Origin of the sequence: Sinorhizobium sp. P24N7 (assembly GCF_042436655.1) — a bacterium.
Taxonomy (GTDB): Bacteria; Pseudomonadota; Alphaproteobacteria; order Rhizobiales; family Rhizobiaceae; genus Sinorhizobium; species Sinorhizobium meliloti_A.
Genome location: NZ_JBHMIW010000025.1, coordinates 34,257 through 47,843 on the forward strand (window position 1 = coordinate 34,257; position 13,587 = coordinate 47,843).

At 63.6% G+C, this 13,587-nt stretch carries 10 protein-coding genes and 1 riboswitch; of the genes, 8 read left to right on the forward strand and 2 right to left on the reverse strand.

The genetic code is table 11. From position 1 onward, the window contains the following. Nucleotides 1-142: 142 nt before the first annotated feature. Nucleotides 143-286, reverse strand: a complete 144-nt coding sequence (locus tag ACFHWW_RS31250; protein WP_010969600.1) for a hypothetical protein — start codon at nt 284-286, stop codon at nt 143-145. A 283-nt stretch (nt 287-569) separates the two neighbouring features. Here ACFHWW_RS31250 and ACFHWW_RS31255 point away from each other — a divergent pair, with 283 nt between their 5' ends. The 3 genes from ACFHWW_RS31255 (at nt 570) to cyaD2 (ending at nt 5,233) form a co-directional block, all read left to right on the forward strand. After that, the gene (locus ACFHWW_RS31255; protein WP_379943118.1) at nt 570-2,024 is read left to right on the forward strand and encodes a cobyric acid synthase; all 1,455 of its coding nucleotides are present in this window, start codon (nt 570-572) and stop codon (nt 2,022-2,024) included. A gap of 91 nt (nt 2,025-2,115) precedes the next feature. Next, nucleotides 2,116-2,931 (forward strand): alpha/beta fold hydrolase, encoded by an 816-nt coding sequence (locus tag ACFHWW_RS31260; RefSeq protein WP_379943120.1) that lies wholly within the window; start codon nt 2,116-2,118, stop codon nt 2,929-2,931. Nucleotides 2,932-3,055: 124 nt separating this feature from the next. Next, nucleotides 3,056-5,233, forward strand: coding sequence for an adenylate cyclase CyaD2 (cyaD2, locus tag ACFHWW_RS31265; protein ID WP_379943122.1), 2,178 nt, complete (start codon nt 3,056-3,058; stop codon nt 5,231-5,233). 64 nt (nt 5,234-5,297) lie between these two features. Here cyaD2 and ACFHWW_RS31270 read toward each other — a convergent pair whose 3' ends face one another. After that, nucleotides 5,298-6,206, reverse strand: a complete 909-nt coding sequence (locus ACFHWW_RS31270; protein WP_379943124.1) for a FecR domain-containing protein — start codon at nt 6,204-6,206, stop codon at nt 5,298-5,300. Between the two features lie 229 nt (nt 6,207-6,435). After that, nucleotides 6,436-6,852, forward strand: a riboswitch (cobalamin riboswitch). Between the two features lie 117 nt (nt 6,853-6,969). Here ACFHWW_RS31270 and cobU point away from each other — a divergent pair. The 5 genes from cobU to ACFHWW_RS31295 are packed head-to-tail and all read left to right on the forward strand — an operon-like array spanning nt 6,970 to nt 13,500. After that, nucleotides 6,970-7,497 carry a bifunctional adenosylcobinamide kinase/adenosylcobinamide-phosphate guanylyltransferase gene (gene cobU, locus ACFHWW_RS31275; RefSeq protein WP_100673749.1) on the forward strand — a complete coding sequence of 176 codons (528 nt, stop codon included), beginning with the start codon at nt 6,970-6,972 and terminating at the stop codon, nt 7,495-7,497. A gap of 3 nt (nt 7,498-7,500) precedes the next feature. Beyond that, nucleotides 7,501-8,565 carry a cobalamin biosynthesis protein CobW gene (gene cobW, locus ACFHWW_RS31280; RefSeq protein WP_379943126.1) on the forward strand — a complete coding sequence of 355 codons (1,065 nt, stop codon included), beginning with the start codon at nt 7,501-7,503 and terminating at the stop codon, nt 8,563-8,565. Nucleotides 8,566-8,604: 39 nt separating this feature from the next. Continuing rightward, nucleotides 8,605-12,420 (forward strand): cobaltochelatase subunit CobN, encoded by a 3,816-nt coding sequence (gene cobN, locus ACFHWW_RS31285; protein WP_379943128.1) that lies wholly within the window; start codon nt 8,605-8,607, stop codon nt 12,418-12,420. Between the two features lie 10 nt (nt 12,421-12,430). Continuing rightward, nucleotides 12,431-13,075, forward strand: a complete 645-nt coding sequence (gene cobO / locus ACFHWW_RS31290) for a cob(I)yrinic acid a,c-diamide adenosyltransferase (RefSeq protein ID WP_100673746.1) — start codon at nt 12,431-12,433, stop codon at nt 13,073-13,075. Continuing rightward, a complete protein-coding gene (locus ACFHWW_RS31295; RefSeq protein ID WP_100673745.1) occupies nt 13,075-13,500 on the forward strand; it encodes an EamA family transporter in 426 nt (141 codons plus the stop codon). The genes cobO and ACFHWW_RS31295 overlap by 1 nt, the downstream gene beginning before the upstream one ends. Nucleotides 13,501-13,587: the final 87 nt, after the last annotated feature.

The window sequence follows — 13,587 nt, forward strand, 5'->3', positions numbered from 1 at the left end:
GTACCGGACCCGATATTCAGCGGAACGATCTGATCGCCGCACCCTTCCGTTCCAACGGTTGGGTGCGGCTTTTGCATTTCAGGGCAGGAATCGTGAAGAAACCGCCCCGAAAAGGGGGCGGTTTCGAACGCGACGTGGCGCTTTATCCGACGTTGGACGTGCGGATGAGGCCGAGTGGGCCGACCGGCGCTTCCGCGACCACATTACGGACGCGGGACTGGCCGTTCGGCGCCTTGGAGTTCCAGGCGATCTGAACGAAGTTGGGTTTGCCGAAAACGAACAGCATGACTTTCTACCTTGGGAGACCGGGCAATTTTCCGGCGGGTTTCGATGGCGCGGATATAGGCTCTTGCCGCGACGGCTTGAATGCCAGGCTCGGCACCGCATGTCGCAATTGAGCTAGCTCGCGAGAATTTTCAGATCCTAAAAATTAAAACTGCACACAGGTTCCCGCTCCAGAACGCTTGAAGAAGGCCGGAAACGCACCGCGAACGCCGGTGACGCAATCATGGCGGAATCGCGTCGGGACGGAGCTTTGCGGCAGGCGGTTTCGATGCTACGGGAAAGGCATGACACGCAAGATCATGCTGCAGGGAACCGGCTCGGATGTCGGAAAATCGGTACTGGTGGCGGGCCTCTGCCGGCTCGCATCCAACCATGGCCTCAACGTAAAACCGTTCAAGCCCCAGAACATGTCGAACAATGCCGCCGTTGCTGACGACGGCGGCGAGATCGGCCGTGCGCAATGGCTCCAGGCGCTTGCCGCACGCGTGCCGTCTTCCGTGCATATGAACCCGGTGCTCCTGAAGCCGCAATCGGACGTGGGCAGCCAGATCGTCATCCAGGGCAAGGTGGCCGGCCAGGCCAAGGGGAGGGAATACCAGGCTCTCAAGCCAAGGCTCCTCGGCTCTGTCATGGAGAGTTTCGAGCAGGTGTCAGCCGGCGCCGATCTCGTGATCGTCGAAGGCGCCGGTTCGCCGGCCGAGATCAACCTGCGCGCCGGCGACATCGCCAATATGGGCTTTGCCACCCGCGCTGACGTACCCGTCGTTCTCGTCGGCGATATCGACCGCGGTGGTGTCATTGCGTCCCTGGTCGGCACGCATGCGATCCTGCCGGAGAACGACCGGCGCATGGTCACCGGCTACCTCATCAACAAATTCCGCGGCGATGTTACGCTCTTCGACGACGGCATCGCATCGGTCCGCCAGTTTACCGGCTGGCCTTGCTTCGGCGTCGTGCCCTGGCTGAAAAGTGCCGGGCGGCTGCCTGCCGAAGACTCCGTCGTCCTCGAGAGGCTGACGCGGGGCGGCGGCAAGGCGCTGAAGGTCGCGGTCCCCGTCCTGTCGCGGATCGCCAATTTCGACGATCTCGATCCCCTGGCCGCGGAGCCGGACGTCGACATCGTCTTCGTTCGGCCGGGGGCGCCGCTTCCAGACGATGCGGGCCTCGTCGTCATACCCGGCTCGAAGTCCACCATTGCCGATCTGGAGGATTTCCGCAGGCAGGGCTGGGACCGGGACCTCGACCGGCATATGCGCCGCGGTGGGCGGGTCGTCGGTATCTGCGGCGGCTATCAGATGCTCGGAAGCCGGGTTACCGATCCGCTCGGTATAGAGGGCGGCAAGCGCGCGATTGAGGGGCTGGGGCTGCTTTCCGTCGAGACGGAGATGGCTCCGGAAAAGACGGTTCGCAACAGCCGCGCCTGGTCGCGAGAATACGACGTCGCGCTCGAAGGCTACGAAATCCATCTCGGCAAGACGACCGGCGCCGATTGCAGCCGCGCGCCGGTCGAGATCGACGGCCGCCCGGATGGAGCGATGTCGGCGGACGGCCGCGTGATGGGCACCTATCTGCACGGTCTTTTCGGAAGCGACGCCTACCGTTCCGCGTTGCTCAAGAGCTTCGGTATCGAAGGCGGGGGAGGCAATTACCGCCAGTCGGTGGATGCGGCTCTCGACGAGATTGCCGGGGAACTCGAAGCGGTACTCGATCGGACATGGCTCGGCACGCTTTTGGGGTAGGGCCGGCCGGACGAGGCGTGCCCTTTCGGCATTTCTCACCCGGACCGTATCGTGTCGGAAGCGCAGAAAACGGCTCGTTGAAAGGATCGAAATGCAGCAATACGACGACGATCTTCGGCAGTTCGAAGCCCAGGGCGCACCGGCTCTGCCTCCGGCCGCGGAGCAGGGCTATGTGGAGCGCGATGGCGCCCGGATATGGTACTCGACATATGGCGCGGGAGCACCGGTGGTCCTGTTGCACGGCGGCCTCGGCCACAGCGGCAATTGGGGCTATCAGCTTGCGCCGCTTCTTGAGGCCGGCCGTCGCGTCGTGCTCATCGACAGCCGCGGACATGGGCGCAGCACGCGCGATGAGCGGCCCTACAGCTACGAAGTGATGGCGTCCGACGTCCTTGCCGTCACCGACATGCTGGGACTTCAGAAGTTCGCCGTGGTGGGCTGGAGCGACGGGGCGTGCATCGGCCTCGTGCTTGCGAGCGAGGCTCCAACGCGCGTTGCCGGCGTCTTCTTCTTCGCCTGCAACATGGACCCGAGCGGCGCGACAGAATTCGAGGCCACTCCGGTTATCGACCGTTGCTTCGCCCGGCACCGGAAGGACTATGCCGAATTGTCGGCGACGCCTGATGAGTTCGATGACTTCGTCTCGGCCGTCAGCGAGATGATGAGTACGCAACCCAATTACTCGGCGGGCGACCTCGCCGGCATCCGAGTGCCGGTCGCGATCGTGCAGGCCGAGAACGACGAGTTCATAAAGAGAGAGCACGCCCAATATCTCGCGCGGAGCATTCCCGCAGCCGAATTGATCACGCTTGAACACGTCAGCCACTTTGCGCCGCTGCAGAGGCCCGACGTGTTCAACGGCGCCATGCTTGCATTTCTCGACAAGGTGCTTCCAACCAGGACCTGAGGCTTTACAGCCGTCGTCACGTTCTCCGTTGCATACGCCTTGCGAAAAATGCAGCATGGTTTTCGGGTAGGACGACCTCTTCGCCGCTGTGCATGGCGACGGCGTCCGGGCGAAGGGCGCTGCCATGGCACGCACGCAGCTAATAGGGGTCATTATCGGCCTGGTGATCGTCGCGGCGCTCACCGTGCTGCGTGCAAGCGATCCGCCGCTTTTGCGTCTCGCCCGAGATCTCACTTTCGACGAGTATCAGCGCCTGGCGCCGCGCAGCTTCGAGGACGTTCCGGTTCGCGTCGTCGACATTGACGAGGCATCGCTGAAAGAGTTCGGCCAGTGGCCGTGGCCGCGCGACCGCGTTGCCGCACTGGTCGACCGGCTCTCGGAAATGGGGGCGGCGGTGATAGCCTTCGACATCCTGTTCTCCGAACCCGACCGTCTTTCGCCGCGCAGCGTCATGCGCGATGTCGCCGGGGTCGATCCGGCGCTCCTTGAGCGGCTGCCGGACAATGACGAGATACTCTCCCGATCGATCGGCGACCGGCCCGTCGTGCTCGGTTTCGGCCTTTCCAACGCAGGCAACTACCGGCCGCCGGTGAAAGCGGGTTTCGCCTTCACCGGCGAAAGTCCGCTCGATGCGCCGCCGCGGCTTACGGCTGCGACTCCTTTGAGGCCACAACTCGAAGCCAGTGCCGTGGGCCTGGGCCATATCAGCCTCAATCCCGGCAGGCCGTCGGCCGTTGTGCGCGCCGTCCCGCTGCTGTTGAGCGATGGCGAGCAACTCTATCCGAACCTGGCCCTCGAAGCGCTGCGCGTGGCTCAGGGCGCTTCCACCTACATCGTAGCGGGTGCTCCGGATGCGCCTGATACCATCACGCTGATCAAGGTCGGCGAATTCGTGGTGCCGGTGACCGCGGCGGGCGAACTCTGGCTCTATGTCAGTCCCGATCGCGGTGAAAGATATGTCTCTGCCGGCCGGGTGCTGGCGCCCGGCGGAGTTTCCGCAGAGACGAGGGCAGCGATCCAAGGCAGTATCGTATTCGTGGGCACGTCGGCAGCAGGCCTGCAGGACATCCGCACCACGGCTCTTGGACACAACGTGCCCGGCGTGTCGCTGCACGCGCAGACTGTCGAGCAGGTTCTCTCGGGCCGCTTCCTCTCCCGTCCGGATTGGGCGGACGGACTGGAAATCCTTGCGATCGCGGCTGCAGGGAGCCTGCTCGTCCTGCTGACCACCTTCGTCAGCCCGGCCGTCGCGCTTGCCTGCGGCCTTCTGATAACCGCGCTGGCCCTCGCTGCCTCCTGGTCAGCCTTCCTCTATGCAGGCCTGCTGTTCGACCCTCTGGCTCCGATCCTTGCCGGATCGATCACCCATTTTGCGGCAACCGCCTATCGTTTCCTGGTCATAGACCGGGAGCGGCGCGTGGTTCGGCGCGCCTTTGGCCAGTACCTGTCGCCCTCGCTCCTCTATCGCATCGAGCATACGCATGACGCCCTGCGTCTCGGCGGCGACGACCGTGAGTTGACGATCATGTTCGTCGACGTGCGCAACTTCACGGAGATCAGCGAGCGCCTGACGCCGGGAGAGGTGGTCCGGTTTCTCAACACGCTGCTCGACGCGCTGAGCCGCCATGTCATCGCCAATGAAGGCACGCTCGACAAGTTCATCGGCGATTCGATCATGGCGTTCTGGAATGCGCCCGTCGACGTCGCCGATCACCCCGGCAAGGCCATCCGCGCCGCCTTGGCCATGCGCGAGACGCTCGCCCGCCTCAACGAGAGCGACGCCTTCGGCTTCGGGAGCGACCAAAAGGTGGCGATCGGTGTGGGGATCCATACCGGGCTTGCCTGCGTCGGCAATATGGGAGCGGAGATGCACTTCAACTATTCGGCCGTCGGCGACGCGGTCAACGTCGCCGCCCGGATCGAGGCTGCCTGCAAGGACGTCGGCTTCGATATTCTGATATCCGAGACGACGGCGGATCTGGGCGAACGGTGCGCCGTGCTGGAGGCGGGGGCGCTGGCGCTGAAGGGCAAGAGCACGCGAACGCGGGTATTCGCCGTGGTCGGTGACGAGCATATGGCCGCTTCGGCCGAGTTTTCCGAGCTGCAGCGCATTCATGAACAGTTGATCGGGGCGATGCGTTTAAGGTCACGGCCCCGCAGAGAGCTCGTCAATGCCGCAAAGCTCAAGGCTCCGGCTCTGTGCGGGGGATTATCGGATTTCTACCGCCGCATCGGACGCCGGACAGACCACTTTGCCGGTGAACCTTTGCCGTTCGCAGACGAAGCCAGATCCGCCGAATAGAGAGACCATTTGATCCAACGCACTTCCGGACGGAAAACCATTACACATTTTTCCTGGGAGTGCTCTAACCGCGGCCCTTCTTCGTGCCTGTGTCCACTTGCCCGTTCTTGCCGCTATCCTGGCCCTTCTTGCCGGTGTCCTGTCCCTTCTTGCCCGTGTCCTGCCCTTTCTTCCCCTTGTCGAGGCCACGCTTGCCGGGCTCGTTGCTGGGCGTCTTGCCCGGGCGGGGCGCCTTTTGCGGGCTTGCTTTTTCGGGCGGCCGTGCCCGTTCCGGCGTGGTCGGCTTGATCTCGATAGCGGCCGAAATGCCGCAACTGCCGCTCATGCCGCCGAAGGAGGCAGAAAGTCTTTGGTCGCCCGAAAGAAAGGGCAAGGCCTTCCGGTTTCCGAGTGTCGCCAGTGTGCGGCGACCGGCCTTGTGCGTGTCCGTCATGGTGCCGTCGCGCTTTGCGATCACGCAATCGCAGCGTCGGGTGAGCTGCTGGCATCCCGCCGGGCCGCAGAACCGGGCCGCGCCCTCCAGGAGAACGATCGCCGTCGTTCCGTCGTTGCCGATGTAGAAGTCGAACACGGTTCCGCGTACGCCGATCGTTCCGGCAGGCGTCAAGATCTGATAGGCCGAGTGCTTCGAATTTCCGCTGATCCAACGAAACGTGCCTTTGGCGGCGGCGACGGTGAGTTGCTGCACCGATTTCGAATCGTTGAAGACGAACTTGTCGATGACGACGGAAGAGCCTGCCCCCACCGCCAATTTACTGCCGTCGCGGAACACGAACTGGCCGAGCCCAGATCTGGACGTGCTTATTCGCTCGTCCCGGTGAACAGCGTCCCGCTCCACGAGCGGCCCGCCGCTGCCGGTGACGACCGTCCTGATCCGGACCGCTTCTCCAACCGGTTCGGCGGCAATCGTCGGCATGGAACCGTAAAACGCTGCGCCCAAAGCAGCGATTGCGGCACGACGCAAGTGAAACATCGCACCCTCCACGATGATCTCCTGCGGCCGACGTGGTCCGCGGATCATGAACGTGAATGATAACCGGATCGACACAATGTCGCCGGACCCCAAGCATTCATTCTTATCATGGCCGGGCCGGAAGTGTCTGCCTACCCGTTCGGGGTAGCCGGCGCGAAAGCGCATATCTGCCGTAATCGGCGGTCCCGGTGTCGCAGGCCGTCGATTGACTTTGCCGCCGCCGCTTCATAATTAACGCAGTATGGATGGTTCCCTCGTGCCGAGGTGGGGCGAGGGAGTAAATGGGAATGCGACGGGGCGGACCCACGCCGGGCGCCCTTATCGCAGCCGACCCCGCGACTGTAGAACGGTCAGGGTTCGCCATCGGGCATTCCGCCGGATTTCCACGCGCTGCATGGGGCAGTCTCGTGAAGTTTGGCGGCATGTCGGAAAAGCCACTGGCGTGGCATTGCGATGAGCCAGGCAGGACGCCTCTTCTTCTACGAATCGTCCGCCTTTCGCGATGCCGCAAACGCCGGGAAGGCGAGGCGAGCCCGTTCGGTCTTTTGCCGCATCGTTTTTCGGGCCGAGCCGGTTCGTCGAACGTGCGGCCATGAGGATCGTGACGCCGTGAGCCAGGAGACCTGCCATCCGTCAGGGCATTCCGCCCGAGGGGAGATGCTCCCCGATGCCAGCACGGAGGTTGACGTGGCTCACAGGTCTTCGATCCAACGCGTTCTCGGCGCGCGCCGTTGCCGCTATAGCCTTCTCTAGGGCAGGCGGTATGGACATTTCCAATCTCGGCCCGATCCTCGTGCTTGGCGGCGCGCGTTCGGGAAAATCCACCTTCGCGGAAAAACTCGTCGAGGCCACCGGGTCTCCGATGCACTATCTTGCGACCGGCCGGGCCTTCGACGAGGAGATGCGGGAACGCATCGCCCTTCACCAGGCTACTCGGCAGGGGAAGGGTTGGACCACCCACGAAGAACCGCTCGATCTCGTGGGGCTGCTTCGCCGCATCGATGAGCCCGGCCGGGCTGTCCTCATAGACTGCCTGACCCTGTGGGTGACCAATCTGATGATGGAGGAGCGCGACATGGCCGCCGAATTCGCCGCGCTCGCCGCCTTTCTGCCCGCGGCGCGCTCGCGACTCGTTTTCGTCTCTAATGAGGTCGGTCTCGGGATCGTCCCGGAAAACCGGATGGCGCGCGACTTTCGCGATCACGCCGGCCGGCTCCACCAGATCGTGGCGGAGAAATCCGCAGAAGTTTACTTTGTCGCGGCCGGACTGCCGCTGAAAATGAAGGGTTGATTCATGACACTCGCAAGGGCGCCGCAGGGCAAAATACCGGCTACCGTCATCACCGGCTTTCTCGGTGCCGGCAAGACGACGATGATCCGCAACCTGCTGCAGAATGCCGACGGCAAGCGCATCGCGCTGATCATCAACGAATTCGGTGATCTCGGGGTTGACGGCGATGTGCTGAAGGGCTGCGGAGCGGAAGCCTGCTCGGAAGAGGACATCATCGAACTGACCAATGGCTGCATCTGCTGCACTGTTGCCGAAGACTTCATCCCGACCATGACGAAGCTGCTCGAGAGGGAGAACCGGCCGGATCATATCGTCATCGAAACCTCCGGACTGGCGCTGCCGCAGCCGCTCGTCGCCGCATTCAACTGGCCGGACATCCGCAGCGAGGTAACGGTCGACGGCGTCGTCACCGTCGTCGATAGTGCGGCGGTCGCCGCGGGCCGCTTTGCCGATGATCACGACAAGGTAGACGCGCTGCGCGTCGGCGACGATAATCTCGACCACGAAAGCCCGCTTGAAGAACTTTTCGAGGATCAGCTCACCGCCGCGGATCTCATCGTTCTCAACAAGACGGACCTTATCGACGCCGCGGGGCTGCAGTCCGTACGCGAAGAGGTGGCCTCCCGCATCAGCCGCAAGCCGACGATGATCGAGGCGAGGAACGGCGAGGTAGCCGCCGCCATCCTGCTCGGGCTCGGAGTGGGGACGGAGGGCGATATTGTCAACCGCAAGTCTCACCACGAGATGGAGCATGAGGCAGGCGAGGAGCATGATCATGACGAGTTCGACAGCTTCGTCGTAGAGCTTGGCTCCATAGCCGACCCTGCTGCTTTCGTCGAAAAGCTCAAAGGCGTCATCTCAAAGCACGACGTGCTGCGCCTCAAGGGCTTCGTCGACGTTCCGGGCAAGCCGATGCGCCTCTTGGTCCAGGCGGTCGGCAGCCGCATCGACCAGTATTTCGACCGCGCATGGGCTTCCGGCGAAACACGCGGCACGCGTCTCGTCGTCATCGGGCTGCATGACATGGACGAGCCCGCCGTGCGCGCAGCGATTTCGGCGCTCGCGTGAAATGGCTTCGACTTTGAACGAGGAGTCCAGGGAGCATCCATGCATCTCCTCCTAGCTCAGAAAGGAACGATCGCCGACGGTAATGAGGCGATCGACCTGGGACAGAGCCCGGGCGACATATTGTTCCTGTCGGCGGCCGATACGGAGCTTGCCTCGATCGCGGCTGCCCATCGTCAGCGCGCGGGCGCAAGAAGCCTGCGGATCGCCAGCCTGATGAATCTCATGCACCCCATGTCGGTCGACACTTACGTCGAACGCACGGCGAGGCATGCGAAACTGATCGTCGTACGGCCGCTCGGTGGTGCGAGCTACTTCCGTTACGTCCTGGAGGCGCTCTACGCCGCGGCGGTTGCGAATAAGTTCCAGATCGCCGTGTTGCCGGGCGACGACAAGCCGGACCCGGGCCTCGACCCGTTTTCCACCGTATCGGTGGAAGATCGGCAGCGCCTTTGGGCGTATTGCACCGAAGGCGGCGCGGAGAATGCCGGCCTGTTCCTCGATTACGCCCAGGCATTGATCGATGGCGGCGACAAGCCGCAGCCGGCGCGACCGCTGCTCAAGGCGGGGATATGGTGGCCTGGCAGGGGCGTGATCGGCTTCGAGGAATGGCTGCGCCTGTCCGAATCGCGTCGGGCTGCAACCCCCGGTCAGGTGGACAGTGCGGGACACGAACCCACCGTCGCCATCTGCTTCTACCGCGCGCTCGTCCAGAGCGGAGAGACGAAGCCGGTGGAGGCGCTGATCGAGGCTCTGGCGGCCGAGGCTGTGCGGGCGCTCCCCGTTTTCGTCTCCAGCCTCAAGGATCCGGTCTCGATCGGCACGGTCGAAGCGATCTTCGCCGAAGCAGTGCCGGATGTCGTGATGAACGCCACGGGCTTTGCCGTTTCCGCACCCGGCGCGGACCGCCAGCCGACCGTGCTCGAATCAGGCGGCGCGCCGGTGCTGCAGGTCATCTTTTCCGGCTCGTCGCGGGAGGCCTGGGAAGCTTCGGCTCAAGGGCTGATGGCCCGCGATCTCGGCATGAATGTCGCGTTGCCGGAGGTGGACGGGAGGGTTCTCTCCCGTGCCGTTTCCTTCAAGGCTGCCTCGGTTTACGACCCGCTGGTGGAGGCCAATATCGTCGGACACGAGCCGCTTGCCGATCGCGCGCGTTTCGCGGCGCGCCTCGCCGCCAATTGGACGAAGCTGCGCCGGACACCGCCCCGGGGCCGCCGGGTTGCCATCGTTATGGCCAACTATCCGAACCGCGACGGACGCCTCGGAAACGGCGTGGGTCTCGATACGCCTGCCGGCACGATCGAAGTGCTGAAAGCGATGACGGCAGAAGGCTATGCTGTCGGCAATGTTCCTGATGACGGCGACGCGCTGATCCGCTTTCTGATGGCCGGGCCGACCAATGCGGCGAGCGGCGACCGGGAAATCCGCGAAACGATTTCCTTGAATCATTACAAGGGTTTCTTCGAAGCGCTTCCGAAAAAGATTCAGCAGGAAGTGACCGCGCGCTGGGGCGCGCCGCAGGCCGACCCCTTCTACATCGACGGCGTATTCGCTCTGCCGCTCGCGCGCTTCGGCGATGTGCTCGTGGGCATCCAGCCGGCGCGCGGCTACAATATCGATCCGAAGGAAACCTATCACGATCCGGACCTCGTGCCGCCGCACGGCTATCTCGCTTTCTATGCCTATTTGCGCGAGGTATTCGGCGCCCATGCGATCGTCCATATGGGCAAGCACGGCAACCTCGAATGGCTCCCCGGAAAAGCGCTGACGCTTTCCGAAGAGTGCTACCCCGAGGCGATATTCGGCCCGATGCCGCATCTTTATCCCTTCATCGTCAACGATCCCGGCGAGGGCACGCAGGCCAAGCGGCGAACGAGCGCCGTCATCATCGACCATCTGACGCCACCTTTGACGCGGGCGGAGTCCTACGGACCGCTGAAGGACCTGGAGGCGCTGGTCGACGAGTACTACGAGGCTGCGGGCGGCGATCCCCGGCGGCTCAGGCTGCTCAGCCGGCAGATCCTCGATCTCGTCCGCGACATCGGCCTCGACCACGACGCCGGCATCGAGAAGGGCGACAGCGAGAACCAGGCGCTCGAAAAACTCGATGCCTATCTCTGCGACCTGAAGGAAATGCAGATCCGCGACGGGTTGCATATCTTCGGCCTGGCGCCGAAGGGAAGGCTTTTGACCGATCTTACGGTCGCGCTCGCCCGTGTGCCGCGGGGTCTGGGTGAGGGCGGAGATCAGAGCCTGCAGCGGGCAATTGCGGCGGACTTGAGATTGCACGTGGCTTTACCGCAACCCTTCGACCCGCTCGATTGCGTCATGTCCGATCCTTGGGCCGGCCCGAGGCCCGATCTTCTCGCCGCCCTCTCGGATGCGCCATGGCGCACCGCCGGCGACACGGTCGAGCGCATCGAACTGCTTGCAGCGAAGCTCGTTTCAGGCGAAATCGTCTGCCCGGTGGGATGGACCAACAGCCGCGCCGTACTTGACGTGGTCGAGACGCGGTTGAAGCCTTCGATCAAGAGCTCCGGCGAGGCGGAAATCAAGGGTCTGCTGACCGGCCTCGACGGCCGGTTTGTCGCCCCCGGTCCCTCGGGTGCGCCGACGCGCGGCCGTCCGGACGTGCTGCCGACGGGGCGCAACTTCTATTCGGTGGACAGCCGCTCCGTGCCGACTCCGGCCGCCTATGAGCTCGGCAGGAAATCGGCGGAGCTGCTTATCCGCCGCTACCTGCAGGACCACGGCGAATGGCCGTCCTCTTTCGGATTGACGGCCTGGGGCACCTCCAACATGCGTACCGGCGGCGACGACATCGCCCAGGCATTGGCACTGATCGGCGCAAAGCCCGTCTGGGACATGGCCTCGCGCCGCGTGACCGGCTACGAAATCATTCCGCTTGCCGTTCTCGGCCGTCCCCGTGTCGACGTCACCCTGCGTATATCCGGCTTCTTCCGCGACGCCTTTCCCGAGCAGATAGCACTCTTCGACAAGGCGGTCCGCGCGGTCGGCGCGCTCGACGAGGACGATGCCGACAATATGATCGCCGCCCGCATGCGTGCCGAAACGCGGCGGTGGGAAGAGCGGGGCGCCGACGTGAACGAGGCTCGACGCCGTGCCTCCTATCGCGTCTTCGGTTCGAAACCCGGCGCTTACGGAGCGGGCCTGCAGGCGCTTGTCGACGAGAAGAACTGGGAAACGCGCGGCGATCTTGCCGAGGCTTACCTCATCTGGGGCGGTTACGCTTACGGTGCCGGCGAGGATGGAAAGGCGGAGCGGGGCCTTTTCGAGGAGCGCCTGCGCTCGATCGAAGCCGTGGTCCAGAACCAGGACAACCGCGAGCATGATCTGCTCGACAGCGACGACTACTACCAGTTCGAGGGCGGCATGAGCGCTGCGGCTGAGCATCTCGGCGGCCAGCGTCCGGCCATCTACCACAACGACCATTCGCGCCCCGAAAAGCCGGTCATCCGCTCGCTCGAGGAGGAGATCGGCCGCGTGGTGCGTGCCCGCGTCGTCAATCCGAAGTGGATCGACGGCGTGATGCGCCACGGCTACAAGGGAGCCTTCGAAATCGCCGCGACGATCGATTACATGTTCGCCTTCGCTGCGACCACCGGGGCGGTGCGCGATCATCATTTCGAGGCAGCCTATCAGGCCTATATCGCCGACGAAAAAGTCCTCCGGTTCCTGCGCGAAAAGAACCCGGCCGCGCTTTCGGAAATATCGGAGAGGCTGCTGGAGGCGATCGACCGCGGCCTATGGAACCCGCGCTCCAATTCGGCGCGATTCGAACTGAACAGCCTTTCCGGCCGCGCGGCTACCGACCGCCTGATGGCCGGAAACCAATAGGGAGGACATCATGAACGACGAGACCGCGAATACCGGCGAACCGATCGCCGAGAAGGACGAAGCGCGCCACGCCATGAAGATGGCGAAGAAGAAGACCGCCCGCGACAAGATCATGGCCACCAAAACGGACGAAAAAGGCTTGATCATCGTCCACACCGGCAAGGGCAAGGGCAAATCGACGGCCGGCTTCGGTATGATCTTTCGCCACATCGCCCACGGAATGCCCTGCGCCGTCGTTCAGTTCATCAAGGGCGCCATGCACACGGGCGAGCGTGATCTGATCGAGAAACATTTCGGCGCTATCTGCCAGTTCTACACGCTCGGCGAAGGCTTCACCTGGGAGACGCAGGATCGCGCGCGCGACGTCGCAATGGCGGCAAAGGCGTGGGAGAAGGCAAAGGAGCTCATCCGCGACGAACGCAACTCCATGGTGCTCCTCGACGAGATCAACATCGCGCTGCGCTACGACTACATCGACGTCGCCGAGGTCGTGCGCTTTCTCAAGGAGGAGAAGCCGCACATGACGCATGTGGTCCTGACCGGCCGCAACGCCAAGGAAGACCTGATCGAGATCGCCGATCTGGTAACGGAGATGGAACTGGTGAAACACCCCTTCCGCTCGGGCATCAAGGGTCAGAAGGGCGTGGAATTCTGATGACGCAGGCCTGGCAGTTCTGGGCGCTGCTCTCCGCGGTCTTCGCGGCGCTGACTGCCATTTTCGCCAAGATCGGCGTCGCAGACGTCACCTCGGACTTCGCGACGCTGATCCGAACAGCCGTCATCCTTGTCGTTGTCGTGAGCATCGTTGCCGTAACCGGACAATGGCAGCGCCCGACGGAGATTTCCGGCCGAACCTGGCTCTTCCTCGGCCTGTCCGGTCTTGCGACAGGGGCTTCGTGGCTCGCCTATTTCCGCGCGCTCAAGCTGGGCGATGCCGCTCGCGTGGCACCGGTCGACAAGCTGTCGATCATATTCGTCGCTGTGTTCGGCGTGCTTTTTCTCGGCGAGAAGCTCAATCTGATCAACTGGCTCGGCGTCGGCCTGATTGCGGCCGGTGCGCTTCTGCTGGCGGTATTCTAGCGGGCACGGCAAGATCCGGACAGGAAATCGTCGCCGCCATGTCCTTTCGTATTGACAAGTCGTATCCTAACGTTAGGCTTGACTGAA